The sequence below is a fragment of the Chromobacterium haemolyticum DSM 19808 genome (assembly GCF_000711885.1).
GTDB classification, from domain to species: Bacteria; Pseudomonadota; Gammaproteobacteria; order Burkholderiales; family Chromobacteriaceae; genus Chromobacterium; species Chromobacterium haemolyticum.
In genome coordinates, this window is the sequence record NZ_JONK01000007.1 from 1 (window position 1) to 23,216 (window position 23,216).

General features: G+C 62.1%; 7 protein-coding genes. 5 read left to right on the top strand and 2 right to left on the bottom strand.

Annotated elements, in window-relative coordinates; translation table 11 throughout:
- The coding region (locus BR71_RS23360) for a transposase (protein ID WP_156038851.1) at nucleotides 1-279 on the bottom strand (279 nt) is incomplete at its 3' end.
- A 119-nt stretch (nucleotides 280-398) separates the two neighbouring features.
- Nucleotides 399-6,080, bottom strand: coding sequence for an alpha-2-macroglobulin family protein (locus BR71_RS06545; RefSeq protein WP_244269595.1), 5,682 nt, complete (start codon nucleotides 6,078-6,080; stop codon nucleotides 399-401).
- 481 nt (nucleotides 6,081-6,561) lie between these two features.
- Here BR71_RS06545 and BR71_RS06550 point away from each other — a divergent pair, with 481 nt between their 5' ends.
- From BR71_RS06550 to BR71_RS06565, 5 genes are all read left to right on the top strand, one after another.
- Nucleotides 6,562-8,238, top strand: coding sequence for a ShlB/FhaC/HecB family hemolysin secretion/activation protein (locus BR71_RS06550; protein ID WP_052370385.1), 1,677 nt, complete (start codon nucleotides 6,562-6,564; stop codon nucleotides 8,236-8,238).
- A 28-nt stretch (nucleotides 8,239-8,266) separates the two neighbouring features.
- On the top strand, nucleotides 8,267-21,478 hold the full coding sequence (locus BR71_RS24055) for a hemagglutinin repeat-containing protein (protein ID WP_043634516.1): 13,212 nt from the start codon (nucleotides 8,267-8,269) through the stop codon (nucleotides 21,476-21,478).
- Nucleotides 21,475-21,684 carry a DUF4926 domain-containing protein gene (locus BR71_RS23455; protein WP_081862574.1) on the top strand — a complete coding sequence of 70 codons (210 nt, stop codon included), beginning with the start codon at nucleotides 21,475-21,477 and terminating at the stop codon, nucleotides 21,682-21,684. The genes BR71_RS24055 and BR71_RS23455 overlap by 4 nt, the downstream gene beginning before the upstream one ends.
- 20 nt (nucleotides 21,685-21,704) lie before the next feature.
- A complete protein-coding gene (locus tag BR71_RS06560) occupies nucleotides 21,705-22,070 on the top strand; it encodes a hypothetical protein (RefSeq protein WP_156038853.1) in 366 nt (121 codons plus the stop codon).
- Nucleotides 22,071-22,335: 265 nt separating this feature from the next.
- A complete protein-coding gene (locus BR71_RS06565; protein WP_156038855.1) occupies nucleotides 22,336-22,602 on the top strand; it encodes a hypothetical protein in 267 nt (88 codons plus the stop codon).
- Nucleotides 22,603-23,216: the final 614 nt, after the last annotated feature.

Here is a 23,216-nt window from a genome sequence, read left to right on the forward strand (position 1 = left end):
GTGTTGGCGCAGTTGTATCAGCAGGGCTAGGTGTAGGCGGTCCCAAATGCCTAGCGCTTGCCAATCGCGCAGTCTTCGCCAGCAGGTCATACCGCTGCCAAAACCGAGTTCCTGTGGGAGGTCCTCCCAAGGAATGCCGGTAGTGAGAACAAACAAGATGCCGTTGAGGGCGGCAAAATCATCCAACCGCGGCCGCCCACCCCGGCGGGAACGCGGTGGTGGAGGAAGTAGTGGTTGCAATGACTTCCAGAGCTTCTGACTGACGACTTTCCGTTTCATCTTCGCCAAATGCGGGCATACGCATCTGACATCAAGAGGTTTTGTTAGCGGGTCTAAGAAATTGCGCACTGCGCACTTGCTGCCCCCTCTTTAATTTTGGCCACAGAGGGGGCGCTGCCTTAATTTTCCCCTTTCCCTACATGGAATACGCTATTTGGCAACATGCCGAACACGTCAGGCGCGTACAGCGCTTCCACCCGCGTCGGCGGCAGTTTGAAGGCGCCGGGGTTGTTCAGACGCATGGTGTAGCTGGTTTTAAGACTGCCGCGCGGCACGTAGCCGTAGTAGGCGCGGTAGCCGGAGAAGCGGCGCTCCACATAGTCGGCGGGGTCGCCGTCGTTGTCCGCCTTGGCGTTGATCGCCGAATCCCGGCCCAGGCCGGAACCCAGGATGGTGGCGCCGGCTGGGATCGGGTCGTTGACCACCACCCAGGTCATATCGCTTTGCGCCTGGATCTCCAGCGTGACCTTGACCACATCGCCGGGTTGGTACTGGCCGTTGGTTTTCTGGCTGACCGGGCTTAGCGTTTTCTTGATGCTGTAGCCGGCGTAGCGCGGAGCCTTGAGCGCAATGGCGGCCTCGGCCTGGACCGTGGCCCATGGAGCGCCGCCGCCGGCGTGTTTGAGCTGCAGGCTGCCGCCGGCAGCAGGCCAGGGCAGCAGGCCCAGCGCCTTGACGCCGTCCTGCGGCCAAGCCAGGTTCAGCTTGGCGCTGCCCAGCGCAGCGCTGGTCTGGCCGCTGACCGGCGTGGTTTCGAACTGACGCGAGAATTGCGCGACAGCCAGGCTGCCCCATAGATTAGAGGTGGTGGTGCCCCAATGGCCTTTTTGCTGTCGGCCGAGCAGGCCGGTGAGCAGGCGGGGCATGTCCGCCTGCCAGCCAGGCAGCTTGCGCACAGCCAGCAGCAGCTTGGCGGCGTTGACGTCGGCGTTGCCCATCAGCCACCAGGCGTTGTCGCTGGCCTCGGTGCTGAAGCCCATGCGGGTGCCCTGGTAGGTGAGCCTTGCGCGCAGCAGGTTTTCTGCCTCGCTCAGCCGCGCGGCGCGCTGCGGGATGTCGACGGCGCGGTTAAGCAGCGCCAGCCAGTCCACTAACATGGCGGTACTCATTTTCTGCGGGTTGAGGTCCAGCACGTCCAGCATGGCCGGACGGAAGCGGCCGTAACGCGCCAGCGCATCCATCGCGTTCAGACGGCGGGCGTCGGCGTCCTGGCGGCCCAGCGGCAGATCGCGTTTGAGCCGGCCTTCGACGAAGGCGGAAAGGCCGTCCAGCAGCCGCGCGCGCTGGGCTTCGGGGATGGAAACGCCGGCTTCGTGGGCGGCGGCCAGCAGATAGCTGCTGAGGATATCGCTGCCGCGGTCCGGCGCGCCTTCGGCCAGCGGGAAGTAGGCGGCCAGGCCGCTGCCGTCCAGGTATAGCGGCAGCTCGCTCATCAATTGATCCCAACGCTTGGCGTCGGCCAGGCCCAGCGCCACCGAGCTGCGCTGTTCCAGGCAGACATAGGGGTAGTCCTGGAACCAGCGGCGCACGCCGGGTAGTTCATTGCCCAGTTTGGCCTGCAGGCTGACGCGGATGCCGCCGCGGCCGGGCAGGGCGCCCGGCGGCAAGGCGACGGGGATGCCGAGCTCCGGCGCCACGCGCTGCAGCGTGGCTTGCTCCACGGTGATGGGCACCGCCGGTTCGATTTCCTGGCGCACCGCCAGCTTGTCGGCGGCCTTGCCGTCCACTTGCTGGGCGCTGAAGCTCCATTTCAGTTCCTTGACGTCGTTGGGCACTGTCACCGGCCAGCTCAATAGCCGCGCCTCGCCCACCGGCAGGCTGACTTCCTGCGGCGGCAGCGCCGGCAGGCCGGGCGCGCCGGCCTGAACCTTGACCTTGAGAGGCTTGTCGCCGCCGTTGCGCACGGTGACGCCGGCGCTGAACTGGTCGCCTTCGCGCGCCAGCGGCGGGATGCCGGAGCTCAGTTGCAGGTCCTGGGTGACGTTGAAACCGGCTTCGCCGGTGCCGAACAGGTCATTGCCCACATCGGCCACCGCCACCAGGCGGAAGCGGGTCAGCGAGTCGTTGATCGGCACTTTGACGCGGGCGCTGCCATTGGCGTCCAGCACCACGCGCGGCTGCCACAGCAGCAGGGTGTCCAGCAGCTCGCGGGTGGGCGCCTTGCCGCCGCCGCCGCCCGGCGGCAACGACTTGCGGCCGTAATGCCGCTTGCCCACCACTTCCAGCTGGGCGGTGGCGGTTTCCACGCCGTAGCTGTGGCGCTGGTACATGGCCTGCATCAGTTCCCAGCTGCGGTTGGGCTGCAGTTCCAGCAGCGCTTCATCCACCGCGGCGAAGGCCACTTCGGTGCCGGCCGGCGCCGGCTTGCCGCCGGGCAGCTTGACCTGAATGGCCACTTCGGCCGTTTCGCGGATGCCGTAGCTCTTGCGCACCGGGCTCACGGCCACGTCCAGCCGTTTGGCGGCGTCACCCACCTGGATTTCGGCAATGCCGTATTTGAAGGCCGGACGCGACAGGTCCACCATGCTGGTGGGCGGGGTGTAGTCGCCGCCTTCGTTCCAATAGGCGTCCCACCACTCGCCCGGCGTTTTCCAGCCCCAGGTGAAGAACGAGTACCAAGGCACTTCGCGCACGCGACCGCGCACCGCCAGCACCGAAACGTAGACGTTGGGCGTCCAGCCCGGTTCTATCTTAAGTTCGATCACCGGGTTCTTGCCTTCCAACTCCACCACCCGGGTTTCGATCACGCCTTCGCGTTCAATCGCCAGCCAGGCGGTGGCTTTGCGGAAGGGCATGCGCACCTGGAAACGGGCGGTTTCGCCGGGGGCGTAGCTGATTTTTTCCGGCAGGATGTCGATGCGGTCGTTGTTGTCCACGTCGAACCACAGCTCGTCGTGCTTGCTGACCCAGACGGATTGCGAGCTTTGCGCCAGGTTGCCGTTGTCGTCGGCGGCTTCGGCGATTAGCTCCATGTCGCCGGCGTCCTTGAGATTGACTTCACAGAACATCAGGCCGCGGCCGTCGGTGCTGCCGCTGCACACCTTGCCCTTGTCGTCGGTCTCTTCGTTGTGGTCCCAGGCGTAGAAGCCGCCCACCAGCCGCTTGCGGCTGGACAGGTAGCGGTGTTCGCGCAGGCTGATTTTGACGTTCTTGCCGGCCAGCGGCTTGCCGGCGGTGTCCAGCACCACGGCCTTGAGCTGCAAGGCGCGGCCGGCGGTGATCCAACTGTCCACGCTGATGCCCACTTGCAGGCCGGCCGGCCACAGGGGAATGCGGCGGGTCAAGGTTTGCACTTCGCCGTTGGGGTCGCGGTAGGCGGCCTCGGTGACCAGGTCATAACGGCGGTCCAGCTTGGGCAGCTTGTCCAGCGTGGTCTTGCCGTTGCCGTTGGCGTCCAGTTGCAGCGCGGCCTTGTCCAGCAGCACTTTGCCGTCCAGCGAGGATTCGGCCTGGTCGCGCTGGCGCTGCGGCGGCGAGAAGCTGTAATCCTCATAGCCCTTGATGCGCTGGTAGGCGTCGGCCAACATGGCGCTGACTTCCACCGGCCAGCCCTTGGCCGGGCCGCCGTTGCCCCAGGACAGGGATACGTTGAGCGGCAATTGCTTGGGCGCGATGCCGGCGTTCTTCACTGTGGACACGCGGCCAGTCATGGTGGGCAGGCGGAATTCCTCCACCCGGAAGTTGCCGCTGCGCAGCGAGTAGCCGTCCAGCTCCGGGCTGGACGGTTTGTCCTTGTCGTCCGGGCCGCGCGCGCCTTTGCGTTCCAGATACAGCGTGTATTCGCCCAGCTTGGCTTCCTTGGGCAGGGCGTAGCTGCTTTCCGCGTAGCGGCCGTTGCGCCAGCTTAGCGGCAGGCTGATTTCGTCGCCGCTGCCGTCGTGGACGATGCGCAGTTGCTGCGGCAGCTGGCCGGGCTTGAGCTGGGCCAGGCCGCGGCTGACCTGAGTGCGCAGCAGATGCTTCATCGACACGGTTTCACCGGCGCGGAACAGCGCGCGATCCAGGATGGTGTGGGCTAGGATGTTGGGGCTGTCGCTCCACTGGGTGGGGAAGGGGAAACGCCAGGATTCGATGCCGCGGTTCCAGCTGGAACGGACGAAGGACACGTCGTCGTTGCCGTTGGCGTCCTTGGCGGCGGCGGTGATGAACAGGCCGGACAGCTCCTCGTTGTCGCAGTTGCCGGCCGGCAGCACGGATTTGACCGTGGCCACCCCCTTTGCGTCGGTTTTGCCGGACCACAGCGCGTTGCCCTTGCAATCGTAGATGTTGACGCGGGCGGCCGGCACCGGCTTGCCCTTGTCCAGCGTGGTCACCCACACCGCGGCGTTTTCCTTGGAGCTTTTAAAGTGCACCGCCATATTGGTGACCAGCGCGGCGGTGCGCACATACATGGGCTTGGAGCTGGCCAGCAGCGATTTGCCCAGCAGCCGCGAGGATACTTCCACTACGTAGAGGCCGGGCTTGGGCAGGGGGATGCCCACCACTTCAAACGGCCATTTCCCCTGTTTGTCCGGCTGGCTGGGCAGCTTCAGCGGCTGAGCGGCCTTTTCCTTGGCCAGCAGGGACAGGCGCCGGCTTTCTATGGTCTTGTCCTTGCCTGCGGGCAGATAGCTTTCGTGATAGCGCAATACCTTGGCCAGCCAGGTCATCATGTCCTGGTCCTTGTTCAGCCGCAGCGCCTGGCCGCCCAATTGCACCGATTTGATGTTGAGGTCGCCCTCCACCCCGCGCAGGGTGATGGGCAGCGCCGCGTCCGCGCCGGACTCTATGATGCCAAAGGGCGCGGCGGCGAATTTGGCCAAGGGCGGGTAGTCGGCCAGCTTGATGGCCAGCGGGAAGCGCTCCGCGTTGACCAGCGGCCGGCCCACCTCGTCGCCAAACTCCTTGGGCAGCTTCAGCGTCAGCGTTTCCAAGGGCGGGAACGGCGGCGCAAAGCTGATGCTGTCCACCGGCTCGCCCTTGCTGCGCGCCTCCGCCTGCGGCGGGCGCTCGGCGCCGGCGCCGCTGAGGCGCACCGCCATCGCCAGTTTTTCCGGCACCGGCGAGCTGAAGTTGAGGGTAATGGGCTTGAACGGAATGCATGCGCCCTTAGCGTTCTCGCGCAGGCAGCTCATGCTGGCGGTGAACGGCGGCCGCACCTGGTAATTGAGCCGGTCCGGCGTGGCCGCGCCGCGCTGGTGCACCAGCGTGAGCTTGCTGTCCGGCGCCAGCCGCTGGCCGCAGCGCAACGTCAGCACCTTGGCGGATTGTTGTTCCAGTTTCAGATGCTTGAGCAGCGCCGCGCGCTCCCCGGCCGGCAAGGGCTGGACCGGGATGCGTTCCGGCAGGCTGGAAGATTGGCAATACAAGGAGGAAGCCGGCACGCCGGCGCCGTTGAATTGCAGCACGAAGGCCTGGTCTTCCTCGATGCGGCCACTGTGCGGCCAGCGTTCCACCACCACTGGCGCGCCGGTGTAGAAGCGGAAACTCAGGCCAGCGCCCACGACACTGCCTTGCAAGTCCTTGAGGCCGGGTTTGGGCGTGAAGCGGCAGTCGGTATTGGCGGCCGGGGTTTCGGATACGTCCAGCACCCAGGTCTTGTCGTCCACCCAATGCCCCTTGGCTTTCAGGCCGCAGCTCCAGGCGAACGGCGCCGGCGCGGCGCTATTGCCCAGTGGAATCATGCTGCTGTTGAAGGTGGCGCGCACCTGCTGCACTTCTTTGACTTCGCCCTGTGGGCTGAAGGTAGTGACGCCGGCGGCAAGAGCGGCGGCGCAGGCGAAACTCAAAAGAGCGGGGGCAAGGCGGAATGGCAAAGACATGGGCGAAGCTCCGGAAAATACCATGGCGATTATACGCGGCTGGCCTGCGCTTGAGCGTGGAAGAGCTGCAATCTTTGTTTGTTGTTTTGGAAGGAGTATTAAAAGCCGAACACAAACGAGTGGTTTTTACCATTTCACTGCGATTTTCTGAGTGAAACGCAGATGATTGTCATTTTGAAAAAGGTTTTTATGGGCTTCTACGCCGGGCGCCGTGAGATGGATCACAGCGCGCTGTACAACCTAAACAGACTGGCGGGGCGTCAAGAATTCTGACGGGTTGAGGGCGCATTGAAAAAAGCGTGCTTGTCTCGCTATAAGCTCTATTTAGTTATTGCTGATTTTGATGGGTTTTATTTTAATATCATGATTTTTCTTATTATTTTTGGGAAAAATCCTACACAACAAACCCAGGCAGTCATGCTACGGTCCGGACTTCATGTCAATGCGCTGAAACCCAGCAGACAGATGGTGAAATCTGGATATGTCATCAATACACTGGCCTGTTGCCCTGGTCTGTATCTTGGCCGGCGTCCATAGCTCTTGGGCCTGGTCCAATACCCATCCTTCCCCGGATCAGGCGCTGATCCTGCAGCAGGAGCGCGAGCGTGCCTTGCAAGAGCAGGTACTGCCGGCGGCGCCTGATGTACGTCTGCCGCGGCAGGCCGACGTTTTGGCGGACTATCCGGCCAGCGAGGCCCCGTGTTTCGCCATTCACGAACTGCGCATGGTTGGCGAACTGGCCGAGCGCTTCAGGTGGGCCTTGGCCGCCGCCGACGCCGTCGGCCGCTGCCTGGGCGCTCAAGGGGTGAACCTGGCGATGAAGCGGGTGCAAAACGCCTTGATCGCCCAGGGTTATGTGACTACCCGGGTACTGGTCACGCCGCAGGACTTGAAGCCGGGGGTGCTGACGCTGACGTTGATTCCCGGTCGCATCCAGTCCATCCGCTTTGCTGAACCGGCGTCGTGGCGCGTGCGCTGGTCAAACGCGCTGCCGGCGCGGCCGGGGGATGTGCTCAATCTGCGCGATATCGAACAAGCGCTGGAAAACTTCAAGCGGGTGCCGACGGCGGATGCCGATATCCAGATCGAACCGGCGGGCGCCGATGGTAAAAGCGACCTGGTGATTGCCTGGAAAGAGACCTTGCCCATCCGCCTATCCTTGAGCCTGGACGACGGCGGCAGCGACGCCACCGGCCGCTACCAAGGCAGCGCCACGCTGTCGCTGGACAATCTGCTCACCGTCAATGACCTGTTCTATTACAGCCAGGGCAAGGACTTGTTCCAGCATGATCCGTTGGGTTCTAAAAGCCGTTCGCTGCATTACTCGCTGCCCTTGGGTTACTGGCAACTGGGCCTGACTCTCAATGATTACCGCTACCACCAGACCATAGCCGGCGCCAACGAGAAATATCTGTATCGCGGCGATAGCGAGAACAGCCAACTGAACTTGTCGCGGGTGGTGTTCCGCAGCCAGGCGCACAAAACCACGCTCAGCCTGCGCGCCTACCAGCGCAAATCGCGCAACTTCGTCGAAGACACGGAAATCCGCCTGCAGCACCGGCAGACCGCTGGTTGGGAGCTGGGGCTGAACCAGCGTTCTTATCTGGGCGACGCCACGCTGGACGCCGGCCTTAACTGGCGGCGCGGCACCGCCATGCTGGGCGCCTTGCCCGCGCCGGAGGAGGAAACGGGCAGCGGCGGCTCTCGTCCCAGTGTCGTGACTGCGGACCTGAGTTACAACCAGCCGCTGCAAATCGGCGCGCAAAAGTTGCGGATCAACAGTCAATGGCGCGGCCAGTGGAGCAAGGGCGCGCTGGTGCCGCAGGACCGCTTCGTCATTGGCGGTCGCTACACCGTGCGCGGCTTCGACGGCGATCTGAGCCTGTCCAGCGAGCGCGGCTGGCTGTGGCGCAACGAGTTGTCCTGGGCAATGGGCCCCAGCGGCCAGGAATTGTATCTGGGGCTGGATCTGGGCCGCGTCAGCGGCGCAGCCAGCGCTCTGCTGATAGGCCGTCAGCTGGCGGGCGGCGCAGTCGGCATGCGCGGCAGTTTGTTCAAGCGACTGTCCTACGACATGTTCACCGCTTGGCCTATTCAGAAACCCGCCGGCTTCCAAACCGGCGCCGCGTCAGGATTCAGCTTGAATATTCAATTCTGAATATCTTAATTTTTTGGGGGAGTGGGACATGAACCGTCTTTGCTATCGTCTGGTTTTCAATCAAGCGCGGGGCCTGATCATGGCCGTCGCCGAGATCGTCAAGCCGATGGGAGCGGGCGGCGGCCGCTCCGCCGCGTCGGTGGCGGCAAGCCGGCGCTTGGGTGTGACCTTGCGCGGCATTGTTTGGGCCAGCTGGTGCGCGTTGGCTGGAGCATCCGCGCTGGCCGGCGGCATCGTGGCGGACCCGAACGCGCCAGCGGCCCAGCGGCCCAACGTGATCAATACTGCCAACGGTCTGCCGCAGGTGAACATTCAGGCGCCCAGCGCCGCCGGGGTGTCGCGCAACCAATATAGCCAGTTCGACGTCGACAAGCGCGGAGCCATTCTCAACAACAGCGGCACCAGCGTGCAGACACAATTGGGCGGGTGGGTTCAGGGTAACCCCAACCTCAATCCAGCCGCCCCGGCGCGGGTGATTCTCAACGAGGTCAACAGCGCTAACCCCAGCCAGCTGCGCGGTTTCCTGGAAGTGGCAGGCGGCCGCGCCCAAGTCATCGTGGCCAACCCTTCCGGCATTCTCTGCGACGGCTGCGGTACCATCAACGCCGGGCGCATGACCCTTACCACCGGCCGCCCGGAATTGAACCCGGACGGCAGCCTGGCCGGCTACCGCGTGGAAAGCGGGGTCATCCGCATTGAGGGCGCCGGCATGCAGGCCGGCAGCACCGAATACGCCGAACTGATGGCGCGGGCGGTGGAAGTGCAGGCCGGCATCTGGGCACCGCAGCTGAGCGTCAGCGCCGGCCGCAACCGCATCAGCGCCGATCATCAAAACATACAGGCCCTGGCGGCGGACCGCGCCGGCCGGCCCGGCTTCGCCATCGACGTAGCGCAACTGGGCGGCATGTACGCTGGCAAGATCCGCCTGCTGGCCACCGAGGCCGGCGTCGGCGTGCGCAGCAGCGGACAACTGAGCGGCGGCGAGCAGCTGAAGCTGGACAGCGCCGGCCAACTGACTCTGAACGGCCGCCAAAACGGCGGCGATATCCAATACCGTGCCGCCGGCAATATCGAGCACGGAGGCGCCAGCTACAGCCGCGGCAAGCTGGAAGTGAGCGGCGACGCCGCTTTGCGCCAGAGCGGCACCATGGCGGCGGCCGGCGATGTGAAAGTCAGCGCACGCGACATCGTCGCCAATGGCGATTTCGCGGCCGGCAGCGATGACAAGGGACAAGTGGGCACGACGGGCGCCCTGAGCCTGAAAGCCGGCGACAGCTTGCAACTGAGCGGCCATGCGCTGGCCGGTTCCAGCTTGGACCTCAACGCGGCGGCGATGAACGCCGCCGACGCCAAACTGCGCGCCAACGATAGCGTGACGCTGACGGCGGAGAACGGGCTGGGTCTCAGCCGCGCCAACGTGAACACCGGCCGCTTGGTGGTCCAGGCCGGCGGCCGCATCGATAGCGACGCGGCCACGCTGCAAGCGGGTCAGTGGCAGGCCAGCGCCGCCGCGCTCAACAACCTGGGCGGCGTTTGGGAGCAGATAGGCCAGGGCAGCGGCGACTTCCGCATCAGCCAACTGCTGGACAATCGCGGCGGTCGCATCGAGGCCGACAGCCTGGCGCTGAGCCTTGGCCAATTGGACAACGGCGGCGGCAAGTTGCTGGCCTTGAGCGACGCGGCGCAGTCCTGGAGCGTGCGGCAAAGTTTGAGCAATCGGGGCGGCTTGATCGGCGGCAACGGAAGCCTGAGTGTGAACGCCGGCAGCCTGGACAATGCCGGCGGCGCCGTGCAGAGCGCGCGTCGCCTTACATTGCGCATCGATGCCGCGGCAGGCAACCGTGGCGGCAAGCTGCTGGCAGCAGAGGGCTTTAGCCTGGACGCGGGCAGCCTGGACAACCGCGATGGCGGGCGCGTCGACGGCGGCGGGAGCCTGGTCTTGAATACCTCCGGTCTACTGGACAATCGGGCTGGCCTGCTGGCGGGCAGCGCCAATGTCGCCGTCAGCGCCGGGGCGCTGAGCAATGCCAAAGGCGCGATAGAAAGCCAGGGGGAACTGAGGCTCAGCGTCCAAGGCTTGCTGGACAATAGCCAGGGCAAGTTGCTGAGCGGCCGCGCGCAAACACTGAAGGCAGGCAGCTTCGCCAACGACGGCGGCAGCATAGGCAGCCGCGCCGGCTTGACCCTGGCAAGCGGCGCGGCCAGCAACCGCGGCGGCGAAATCCTCAGCCTGGGCGATGGCGAGCTCCAACTGGCCAGCCTGGACAATGCCGGTGGCAAAGTCCTTAGCGACGGCAAGCTGCGCGTGCGGGCGCAAGGCGACGTCCTGAACCAGCAAGGGGTGGTCAGCACGCTGAAGCAACTGGAACTGCATAGTGGCGACGGCAAAATAGACAATGCGGGCGGCAAGCTGCAAGCCGGCGATACGCTGGCGCTTAGCGCGCAACAGCTGAACAACGCCCAGGGCGGCGTCATCGACGGCGACGGCAAGCTGACGCTGAACAGCGCCGGTCAACTGGACAACGATGGCGGGCGCATCCGCAGCGGCGCGGCGGTGGCTGTGACGGCTGGCGGCCTGAGCAATGCCGGGGGTGCGCTGGAAAGCAAGACCACGCTTGTAGTTAAGGTAGATGGCGCGCTGGACAACCAAGGCGGCAAACTGTTGAGCGAACAAGCGCAGAGCTTGCAGGTCGCCAGCCTGAATAACGACAAGGGCAGCATAGGCAGCCGAGCTGGCTTGACGCTGGCAAGCGGCGCTGTCAGCAACCGCGGTGGCGAAATCCTCAGCCTGGGCGATGTCGAACTCAAGCTGGCCAGCCTGGACAACGCCGGCGGTAAGGTGCACAGCAACGGCGAACTAGCGCTGCGAGCGCAAGGCGACATTCTGAACCGCAAGGGTCAGCTCAGCGCGCTGAAGCAAATGGAGCTGCATAGCCAGGCCGGCAAGCTGGACAACCAGGGCGGCAAACTACTGTCCGGCGGTGTGCTGAACGCCGGCGCGCGGCAATTGGACAATCGCCAGGGCGGCATCATCAACGCCTCAGGCAAACTGACGCTGGATAGCATCGGCCGGTTGGATAATGCCGGCGGCCGGATCGATAGCAGCGCCGACATCGCGCTGCAAGCGGGAGACTTGCAAAATACCGGCGGTGTGGTGGAAGGGGAGGCCGCCGTCAGCGTCAGCGTAGATCAAGCGCTGAGCAATGCTCAAGGCAAGTTGCGCAGCAAGCAGGCGCTGAGCTTGACGGCCGGCAGCGTCAACAACGACGGCGGGGAGATCTCCAGCCATCAGAGCTTGAGCTTGCAGACCGGCGCGGCCAGTAATCGCGGCGGCGAAATCCTCAGCCTGGGCGATGGCGAGTTCCAACTGGCCAGCCTGGACAATGCCGACGGCAAGCTGCTTAGCGACGGCAAGCTGCGCGTGCGGGCGCAAGGCGACGTCCTGAACCAGCAAGGGGTGGTCAGCACGCTGCAGCAACTGGAACTGCATAGCCGCGACGGCAAGATAGACAATGCGGGCGGCAAGCTGCAAGCCGGCGACACGCTGGCGCTTAGCGCGCAACAGCTGAACAACGGCCAGGGCGGCGTCATCGACGGCGACGGCAAGCTGACGCTGAACAGCGCCGGTCAACTGGGCAACGATGGCGGGCGCATCCGCAGCGGCGCGGCGGTGGCTGTGACGGCTGGCGGCCTGAGCAATGCCGGGGGTGCGCTGGAAAGCACGACCACGCTTGTGGTCAAGGCAGACGGCGTGTTGAATAACCAAGGCGGCAAGCTGTTGAGCGAGCAAGCACAGAGCTTGCAGGCCGGCAGCCTAAACAATGACAAGGGCAGCATTGGTAGCCGCGCCAGTTTGAAGCTGGAAAGCGGAGACAGCAGCAACCGCGGCGGCGAAATCCTCAGCCTGGGCGATGGCGAACTCAAGCTGGCTAGCCTGGACAACGCCGGCGGTAAGGTGCACAGCAACGGCGAACTAGCGCTGCGAGCGCAAGGCGACATTCTGAACCGCAAGGGCCAGATCAGCGCGCTGAAACCACTGGAGCTGCATAGCCAGGCCGGCAAGCTGGATAACCAGGGCGGCAAACTACTGTCCGGCGGTGTGCTGAATACCAGCGCGAAGCTGCTGGACAATAGCAAGGGCGGCGTCATTGATAGTGGCGGCAAGCTGACCATGAGCAGCGCCGGCAGGCTGGACAATGCAGGCGGCCAGATCGGCAGCGGCGCCGACATCGCGTTGCGAGCGGGAGAACTGGAGAACGCCGGCGGTGTGGTGGAGGGAGAGGCCGCCGTCAGCGCCGTCATCGACCAAGCGCTGAGCAATGCTCAAGGCAAGCTGCGCAGCAAGCAGGCGCTGAGCCTGAAGGCCGGCAGCGTCAACAACAACAGCGGTGATATCACCAGCCTGCAAGGCTTGGACTTGCAGACCGGCGCGGCCAGCAACCAAGGCGGCGTCATCGCCAGCTTGGGCAATGGCGAGTTCCGGCTGGAAAGTTTGCGGAACGACGGCGGCAAAATCCTTAGCGGCGGCCCACTGCAGCTGCAGGCGCAGCGCGACATCCAGAATGCGCGCGGCCTGATCGGCTCCGATCAGCAACTGACGCTGAACAGCCTCAACGGCAAGGTAGACAATGCCGGCGGCAAGCTGCAGGCCGGCGATACGCTGGCGCTTAGCGCGCAGCAGTTGGACAACGGCCAGGGCGGCGTCATCGACGGCGACGGCAAGCTGACGCTGAAAAGCGCCGGTCAAATGGGCAACGACGGCGGACGGATCCGCGGCGGAGCCGAGGTGGAGCTTCAGGCCGGCGGCCTGAGCAATGCCGGCGGCGCGCTGGAAAGCAAGACCACGCTTGTGGTCAAGGTAGAGGGCGCGCTGGACAACCAAGGCGGCAAACTGTTGAGCGAACAAGCGCAGAGCTTGCAGGTCGCCAGCCTGAATAACGACAAGGGCAGCATAGGCAGCCGAGCTGGTTTGACGCTGGCAAGCGGCGCTGTCAGCAACCGCGGCGGCGAAATCCTCAGCCTGGGCGAGGGTGAACTCAAACTGGCCAGCCTGGACAATGCTGGTGGCAAGGTGCATAGCAACGGCGAACTAGCGCTGCGAGCACAAGGCGATATTCTGAACCGCAAGGGCCAGATCAGCGCGCAAAAACCACTGGAGCTGCATAGCCAGGCCGGCAAGCTGGACAATCAGGGCGGCAAGCTACTGTCCGGCGGCGCGCTGAACACCAGCGCGAAGCTACTGGACAATAGCCAGGGCGGCGTTATCGACGGGCGTGGCGCGCTGAAGCTATCGACCAACGATGGCTTGGACAACCGGGCCGGCAATATCAGCGCCGGTGCCGGCCTGACGGCGCAAGCGGCCAAGATCGACAACGCCGGCGGCGCAATGGAAAGCGAGGCCGCGCTGACCTTGAGCGCCAGCGGCCGGCTGAATAATGAGAAAGGCTTGCTGCTGAGCCACCAGCAGCAAAGCTTGAAAGCAGGCAACCTGAACAACGACGGCGGCGATATCGTCAGCCGAGCCGCCTTGAAATTGCAAACCGGCGCCGCCAGCAACCAGAGCGGGCGGATCACCAGCCTGGGCGACGGCGAGATCCAACTGGATCAATTGGACAACGGCGCCGGCAAGCTGCAAAGCGGCGGCGCGCTGACCTTGCTCAGCCAAGGCGAGATCAATAACCAACTGGGCCGCATCAGCGCCCAACGCGCCATGCGGCTGGACGGCGGCGCGCTGCGCAATCAGCAAGGTACGCTGGCCGGCGGCGAAGACATCACCGTGCGGGCCGGTCAGATGAGCAATCAGAATGGCGCGGTGGCCAGCCAGCGCGGTCTGAGCTTGACGCTGGACGCGCTGGACAACCGCGACGGCAAGATGCAGACCCTGGGCGAAATGACGCTGAACAGCGTCGGCCTGCTGAACAACCAGGACGGCAAGCTGGTGGCGAATCAAGGGTTGCAACTGAGCGCCGGCGAACTGGACAACCAGCGCGGTCTGATCTCAAGCGGCCAGGCCATCAGCGTGGGCGCCGGCGCGCTGCGCAATCAGCACGGCAAGCTGATCAGCAGCGGCGATGCGAGCTATCAGCTGACGCAGTTGCTCAATCAAGATGGCGAGCTGCAAAGCGGCGGCGCGGTGCAGCTGAGCCTGAGCGGCGCACTGGATAATAGCCGGGGCAAGATCATCACGGACCAAGGCCTGCAGTTGAAGGCCGCAGCGGTCAACAACGCTAGCGGTATGCTGAGCAGCCGCGGCGCTTTATCGCTGAGCGCCGGCGAGCTGGGCAACCGCTACGGCAGCCTGCTGAGCCTGGGCGACATCAAGCTGGGCCTGAGCGGCTTCGACAATCAATACGGCCAGGTGCAGACCGCGGGCGCGCTGGAGGCGCAGCTGAGCGGCCTGATCGACAACCGCCAGGGCAAGCTGATCGCCGACCGCGACCAGCGGCTGCGCGCCAGCCAGCTGCACAACCAAGGCGGCGCAGTCAGCAGCGGTCAGGCCTTGAGTCTTCACGCCGGGCAATTGAACAATCAGAGCGGCAATATGGTGGGGCAGACCAGCCTCAGCCTGGACTTGCAACAGGACTACGTCTTCCGCGACGGCGACACCCTGGCTAGCCAGGGGGCGCTGAGTTTGCGCACCAAAGGTAGCCTGCATAATGAAGGACGCTGGGCCAGTGCCGGCAACATCAGCTTGCAGGCAGCCAACATCAGCAACGCCAGCGGGGCCAAGCTGGTCTCGGGCGGCAGGTTGGACATCAATAGCGCCGGCCAGGCGCTCAATCAGGGTCGGCTGGACGCCGAGCAACTGAGCTTGACCGCGTCCGCGCTGGACAACACCGGCATGATCAGCGGCCGCGACGTCACGGTGAACGGCGGCGTCATCGACAACCACGGCGGCCAGGCGGTGCTGGCCGCCACCCGCAGCCTGAGCCTCAATGCAGGCAGCCGCCTGAGCAACCGCGACAGCGGCTACATCTACAGCGGCGGCGCCTTGAGCCTGAGCAGCGGCGACCTGATTGAAAACATCTCCACCACCATAGAGGCCGAAGGCGATGTTTCCATCCGCGCTGGCCGGCTCAACAACCAGCGCACTCATGTCGACATCAAGCGCGCGGCGGAAAGCGAAAACTATAGCTGGTACAAGTACAACTACTATTGGGACGTGTTCGAACGCGTGGGTGGCTGGGACTGGTCAGCCGTCACCAAATCCCTGCCCGTCAACGACGCTGAAGCGGCCAAGACGCGTTACGGCACCATCCTGCAGGTGAATGAAGCCAAGAAGCAGGCTCTGGTCCGCTTTCAAGGCACTCAGGAACGTTGGGTTAACTACAACGCCATCAAGAAAAACGACAGCGGCGGCTACGACATGACCTTCTACCAAGGCTACAGCTGCTTCCAGGGGGCGGCCTGTCCTTATGAGCACACTGTGTGGCGCGAGGTGTGGTCTGGCCGCAACGAGCAATGGAACCCGGCCATCCACATCAATCCGCTGGAATTGGACTTTGTCGATCCTAATAACAAGTTCAACTTGCGGAACCGTTCCGCCAGCGGCACCAAGACCCGCGACAAACTGATCTCCGTCGGCGAGGTCGCCAGCCTGAGCGCAGGCGGCAATATGACGGTGAACATCAGCGGCCAGCTCTTGAATGACGCCAGCCGCATTGCCGCCAATGGCGGCATCACCATCAACGGGGCGGACAATGGAGGCGGAGACGCGCGCGTGATCAACCGCGCCTATTCCGTCAACGAGCGCATTCAGGAAACCGGTACCGACCACTACGACCGCAACACGCGTCACTGGTTTCCCACATACACCTTGGACAAAACGGTGGCGTTGCAGACCATAGACGCCACCATCGCCGGCCACCAGGGCGTCAGCGTGCGCGCGCCCAGCATAGAAAACATCACCATCAACCCGGCCCAGGTTAGCGCGGCGGAGGCGGCCAAGGCCGCCGCTCAAGCGGAGCAAGCGGCCTGGGACGGCTCGCAAACCGCAGCCAACGCCGGTCAAGCTAGAGGCGGCCAAGGTCCGGAAGCCGGTCGTCTGGGCCAGGTGCAATCCGGCGGAGAAGCCTTGCCCTTAAGTTTGGGCGCGGGCGAACGCATCGCCCCAAGTGCCGGTAATAACGCGGTGGCCGCGGTGCAAGCCGGCACGGCGGCTCAGCAAGTCAAGATGGAACAAAACCCATCCACCGTCGGCCCGGCGCTTGAAGGCGCCAAACTGGCCCATACCCAGGCCGGCGGCGCCCCCGTCGCCGCGCAAGTGGCCACGGCCCAGCCGCGCGCGCAAACGCATCCGCTCAAGGGCAGCCCCGCCCAGCCCGGCTTGCTGGACCGCCTGCCCAACAACCAGCTGTTCCAGCAAAACCCCAGTCCCACGGCGCCTTATCTGATAGAGACCGACAGCCGCTTTACCGAGTACAGCAACTTCGTCAGCAGCGACTACATGCTGAAGCAGTTGAACTACGACCCGGCCGGCGTGCACAAGCGCCTGGGCGACGGCTATTACGAGCAAAAGCTGGTGCGTGATCAGATCCTGGCGCTAACCGGCCGCCCATCGCTGCGCGGCGAAGACGCCACCGAGCAATTCAAGGCGCTGATGAACCAGGGCGTGAGCGTGGCCAAGGACTTCCGACTCACCACCGGCGTGGCGTTGACTCCGGCGCAGATAGCCGCCTTGCAGCAAGACATCGTCTGGATGGTCAAGGAAACCGTCCACACCGCCAACGGCCCGCAAACCGTATTGGTGCCCACCGTCTATCTGGCGCACAACACCGTGGGCCTCACCGGCGATGGCGCGGTGATTGCCGGCAAGGACCTAAGCCTGTCTGCCGCCAGCCTGAGCAATAGCGGCAAGCTGCAGGCGGACCAAAGCCTGGTGGCCAAGGCCGATGTGATCCGCAACACCGGCGGCCTGATCCAGGCCGACACCGTCAAGCTGCTGGCGGACAGCCTGACGCTGGACACCGATCTGCAAAACGCCGGCCGTCAGGCCGCCGTCAGCGGGCGCGACATCAGCCTGAGCAGCGCGGATATCGCCTTGAAAGGCGCCAAGATCGACGCGACCGAACTGCTCAGCCTCAGCGCCAGCAACAATCTGACCTTGGGCACCGCGCGCAGCCGCAAGGAAGGCAGCGTGGACCTGATCGCCGGCAGCATGGGCAACCGCGACGCCACGCTGGGCGCCGACGTAGGTGGCAGCGGCGTCGCCACCGTCAGCGGCGTGTGGGAGACCGCGCAGGGCAGCAGCCTGCAATCCGGCGGCAAGCTCAACTTGAGCGCGGGCAAGGATCTGACGTTGACCGGCTCCAGCGCCCAGGCAAAGGGACAGCTCAATGTCAGCGCCGGCAACCGGTTGTCGGTATTGGCCGACAAAACCACCAACAACACCAAGCTCACCGCTGATAGCGCCAGCTCTCGCGTGGAGGCGCGTTATCAGGCCGATACGCTGATGGCAAGCCAGCTCAGCGGCGGAGCCGGCGTGGTCGCCGTGGCCGGCCAGGCGCTGAGCGTGCAAGGCAGCCGAGTTGCCAGCGATCAGGGCCAGGTACTGTTGTCCGGTACGCAAGTGGATATCGGCGCGACGGCGCGCCATGTGGAAATAGACGATTACGAAAACAACCACATCGGACAGACCCGCAGCCAGCGCCAGCAAGCCATTCGCGACACGCAAGCGCAGGGCAGCCAGATCGGCGGTCAGCAGGGGGTGACCATCCAGGCGCGCGATACCGACATCAAAGTGCAGGGAAGCGATATCGCCAGCGATAAAGGCGATCTCAAGCTCAGCGCCTCCCGAGACATCCAAGTGGGCGCGGCGGAGGAAAGCTACAGCTTCCAGGAACAATCCAGCAGCACCCGCAAGGGCTTGGCCAGCAGCAAGCAAAGTCAGGGCAAGACCGATAATTGGCAAACGACAGCCAAGGGTAGCAGCCTGTCCGGCGACAGCATTCGTATGCAAGCTGGACAGGACCTGACCGTGGCCGGCAGCAGCGTGGCGGCGACCCATGATGTGGACCTGCTCGCCGGCCGCGACGTCAGCATCGCCACCGCTGAAAATCGCCAGTCCAACCATCATGAAGAAAGCGTCAAAAAGTCCGGTTTGCTGAGCAGCGGCGGCATCGGCTTCAGCATCGGCAGCCAGAAGCAGCGCGACCAAGTGGGCGAAGCGAGCGTCAGCCATACCAGCAGCACCGTCGGCAGTGTGTTGGGCAATGTCAATATCGACGCCGGCCGCAATGCCTTGATCAAGGGTTCCGATCTGGTCGCCGGCGGCGACATCGACGTGCTGGCGCAGAACATCCGCGTGGAAGACGTGACCAACCGCTATCAGCGCGACGAGAAGCACGAAGCCAGCAAGAGCGGCCTGACCGTGGCCTTGTCCGGAGCGGTGGGCTCCGCAGCCAATACCGCGGTGCAACAGGCGCAGGAACTGAGCAAGGCGCCCAGCGGCCGCCTGGCCGCGCTGCAAGGCATACAGGCCGGCCTGTCCGGCTACCAAGCCTATCAGGCCTATCAGCAGGAAATGCTGAAGCCGGCGGAAGAGCAAAGCTTTGTCGGCGTCAGCTTGTCCGTGGGCAGCCAGAAGAGCGAATCCCACAGCCAGCGCCAGCAAAGCCAGAGCCAGGGCAGCCAGCTCACCGCCGGCGGCAATCTCAGCCTCACCGCCACCGGCAGCGGCGCGAAGGATACCCAGGGCAAGGCGCAGGACGGGGACATCAGCGTTACCGGCGGCCATCTCAAGGCCGGCAAGGACCTGACGCTGGACGCCGCGCGTGACTTGCAACTGCAAGCCGGTCATCACCAGGACAGCCAGAGCGGCGGCAACAACAGCAGCGGCTGGAACGTGGGCGCCAGCATAGGCATAGGCCAGGGCGCGGGCATTTCCGTGTTCGCCAACGCCAACAAGGGCAAGGGCAAGGAGGAGGGCAATGGCAGCCGCTGGAACGAAACCGTGCTCAGCGCCGGCGATACCCTGAACCTGCAAAGCGGCCGCGATACCAGCCTGACCGGCGCGCAAGCCAGCGGCAAGACCGTGGTGGCGGACATTGGCCGCAACCTGACGCTGCAAAGCCAGCAAGACCGCGACTACTACCACAGCCAGCAAAGCAATCTCTCCGCCGGCGCCAGCTTCACTTTCGGCAGCATGAACGGCAGCGCCTCCATTAGCGGCAGTCGCCAGAAGGCGGACAGCGACTTTGTCAGCGTGCAGCAGCAAACCGGCCTCTACGCCGGCCAGGGCGGCTTCGATATCCAGGTGGGCCGCCACACCCAGCTGGACGGCGCGGTGATCGCCAGTACCGCCAAGGCGGACAAAAACACGCTGGATACCGGCACGCTGGGCTTCAGCAATCAGCACAACCAGGCGGACTTCAAGGTGGAAAGCCAAAGCTTCGGCTTCAGCAGCGGCGGCAGCCTCACCGGCACGCAGAAAGGCACGCTGATGAGCCAAGGCGCCAGCAGCGTGCTGGGCGGCGGCAACAGCAGCGGCCACGCCGAATCCACCACCTACGCCGCGGTCAGCGAAGGCGCGATCAAGGTCCGCGACCAGGACAAACAGCAACAAGATCTGAAAGACCTGAGCCGCGACGCCGAACACGCCGCCAACGGCCTGAGCCCGATCTTTGACAAGGAGAAGGAGCTCAATCGCCTGCAGGAAGCGCAGCTGATCGGTCAGATTGGCGCGCAAGCCACCCAGATCGTCGCCACTGAGATGATGATGAAGGCGAACGAGGAGTTGCGACGGAACCCCGCATATGCGGAGAGCAAGGAATATAAGGAGCTGAACGACAAGTGGGGCACCGGCAGCGACTTCCAAAGAGCGGCGCAAGCCGCCACCGCAGCGCTTCAAGGCCTGGCCGGCGGCAATGTGCAGGCGGCCCTCAGCGGCGCCGCCGCGCCTTACCTGGCCGGCGTAGTTAAAAACCTGACCGACGGCAACAAAGAAGCCAATGTGATGGCGCATGCCTTGTTGGGCGCGACGCTGGCCCAGTTGAAGGGCGAGAGCGCGGCGGCGGGGGCCGCGGGCGGCGCAGCGGCGCCCATCGTGGCAGACTTACTGTTAACTCAGCTATACCCTGGGAAAAAAGTCGAGGATCTCAATGAGTCCCAGAAACAGACCATTTCCGCGCTGACGACGATGGCGGGCAGCCTGGCGGGCTCGCTGGCTGGGGGGGACAGCGCTGGGGCGTTGACTGGGGCGCAGACGGCTAAGAATGAGGTGGAGAACAACTACCTTAAGCATAAAGAGGCGAAGCGCCTTGAGGATCTGAAAACGAAAGCTAATTGTGATAGTAACTGTATAAAAGAAATTAAACAGCTCGAGGCAATTAGCAAGATTAGAGATCAGGGGCTGGATAAGTGTGAGGGAGTAAATAGCAATCAATGTAATCAGCTAAGACAGGAGGTAAGACAAGCTGGTGCGGAATATATTAGGGCTAATGAAAGCCTTCCTTCACTCTGGTATGGAACTGAAAAGGAAGAAGCCTTGCAACTGGCTCGCGACAGCATGGGCGGTATTTATGTGAAAGATGTTGCGGCTGGTTATGTTGGGACAGTGTTCGATGGGGTCGTACAGGCATTTGGTGCAGCGGGTACATTAGGCAAAGCCGTGCTGAGCGATGAACAAGCCAGTTCTCATATAAAACAGGCTGCTGGTGCTGCATGGGAGTATGTGAAGAACCCTGAGAATTGGCCGTATTTGTTAGGGATGATGACACCTGCGGATAGGGAGAAGCTGGCTCAGGCTTATGCTTCAGGAGATAGTAAGCAAATCGGGCGAATGATGGGTGAGCAAGCTGCGAATCTTCCCATTGGCGGAGGTGGTGCTGGTACTATCAAAAAAGTGGACAAAGCGGTAGAGTTGGCAACAAAAGGTGGCAAGGCTGCTGAAAAGGCTGCCAAAGGGGCAAGTAGCGTAGAGCTTGCTGCTACCCGAGCAAGTGTCGATGACAAATTGGCGCGCTATTTGTTGAATGCAGAACATCCGGTTGGTGGTCCAAAAGCGAAGTGGTTTGATTCTGCTCTTGGATTTAATCCTGGCAATGCAGACCAGCTTGCAAAACAAGTAGTCTTTAATGAAGCCTCAGCAGTTCAAACGGCAGTTACTGAACACGGCATTAAATTTAATCAAGTCATTCCCATCACTGGAGCAAATGGCAAAGTTATTGACGTGACATTTGGGTGGATTCGAAACAATGACGGCATCGTCAGATTAACAACAGCTATTCCGACCAAGAAATGAATACAAAATTCTTTGAGTATGACGTGGTGAGATCAACTTGCTCTCTCGGGGATGGTGTGCCGAGTGGGACAACCGGAGCCATTTTGATGGTGTTTGCATCAGAACATCCTCAGTATGAAGTCGAGTTTGTTGACAGCGAAGGCGAATCACTAGCCGTCTTAACAGTGAAAGAGGAGGATTTAGAACTTGTGCAGCGTTCTGGTTGATGCTTCAGCAGACTATTTTAGTGTTGACCATGATGGCGGGTAGCCTTGCGGGCGGTAATAGTGCTGGCGCGCTGGCCGGTATTAGCCGCCTGCTGGCGTACGATTTTAATGGTGGCCATGAGTTGGGCTTTTTTGAACAAAATCTTCAATATAAAGTTTCAATAGAAAATATTGAGGAACATGGTTTTATTTATTTTGCTGTGGAATACAAATCAAGTGTCAGAGTAATGTGTGCAAAATGTTATGAACTCAAGAATGATGAAAAAGGTAAAGGTCAGTGGAGGGTGGTAGATTGCTTGAATATGACAGAGGCCGTTGTTGGCAAGGCGGAGCTTGTCTCGATGATGGCAAGTGTAAAGGAGTATGTGGTAAAAACTTTGTCGTAAGCCATGTTGAGCTGGCTGTATGGGTATAGCTAATTCGATTCTTTTGCGATAGCTGAGTTGCTGCTGACTCAAGTTTGGAGTGCTACATCAATATTGTTGAAAGTGACTAAATGTATCAATTTCAGCCCAGGCAAAGAAGCGTATTTTAGCGATGTGTGTTGTAATGCGCCCCTAAAATACAAGGGCATCTCCGTAAGATTGGAAAGAGTGTTGAGTGTGTTTCATAAAGCCTCTAAAGGCCATGTTTGATTTGCAAGGAGGCCTAATGAATCTAAAGAGAGAGCAGACTTTGTTGGAGCTTCCCTTTTCTCGCGTGGAGATAAAGTTTAAAACAGTAGGCTCTTTGTTTAAATGGAAAGATAAAAAAATAGGCGTGGTGCTTGTGCATAAATATGATGGCAGTGGAAATGTTGTATGTACGATTGAAAAGAAATTTGAAGGGGTGCAGGAAAAGTTGAAAGCTGTCGGACAAGGTGTGCAGCTTGCGGAAGATATCAATCAATCCCAAGTCATTCTTTACGCAAGTTTGTAGCAAGTAGAGTGGGCAAGCTCTATGACTTGCCCACTCCGGGGTAATAGCCAAGGCGATGCGCCAATGCGGCCTACCTTGTTGACTCATACTTCACCAGATGAACGGATGCCTTGCCGCCAAGTGGGCTGGGTTTGACGGTATGATTCAAGTAGTAAGTTGAGTTGTTTATTGGCACCGTCAAAATGAGCAATGATTTGTCAGTGCAAATAGCTAGTCTGCCGGATCGAAACAATGTTGTTGTTGAAATATTTCAGAATGATAGGCAGTTGGCAGAGATTTGTTATGAATATGAGGGCGAGGGAGTTGGGGTTTAAATTTTTCCACTGAAGGATGGGGCGATTGGTTTGGGCTTCACTAGTTTTATTTTTAACTTAATTAATGCCAAAATAATTTGGCGAATGGTTGGGTTTTATTTTGTTGAGATGCAATGATGCTTTTTGCGTTTTGAATAAAAAATAAAACAATGGGCGTCCTGGTGTTGCATCATGTAAATGGTGGAATTATTGATCTTGATGAGCTGCTGTTATTAGCTGTTTAAGCGAGTCGGAAAGCCTTGGCCAAAATGCTTGAAGATTGACAAATCCTGACATTTTTGCAGGTGTTTGGGACTTCTA

Bases quoted from the DNA above. Each gene is read 5' to 3' on its own strand.
- BR71_RS24055 (WP_043634516.1), top strand. From the start codon at position 8,267: ATGAACCGTCTTTGCTATCGTCTGGTTTTCAATCAAGCGCGGGGCCTG.
- BR71_RS06545 (WP_244269595.1), bottom strand. From the start codon at position 6,080: ATGTCTTTGCCATTCCGCCTTGCCCCCGCTCTTTTGAGTTTCGCCTGC.
- BR71_RS23455 (WP_081862574.1), top strand. From the start codon at position 21,475: ATGAATACAAAATTCTTTGAGTATGACGTGGTGAGATCAACTTGCTCT.
- BR71_RS06565 (WP_156038855.1), top strand. From the start codon at position 22,336: ATGAATCTAAAGAGAGAGCAGACTTTGTTGGAGCTTCCCTTTTCTCGC.
- BR71_RS06550 (WP_052370385.1), top strand. From the start codon at position 6,562: ATGTCATCAATACACTGGCCTGTTGCCCTGGTCTGTATCTTGGCCGGC.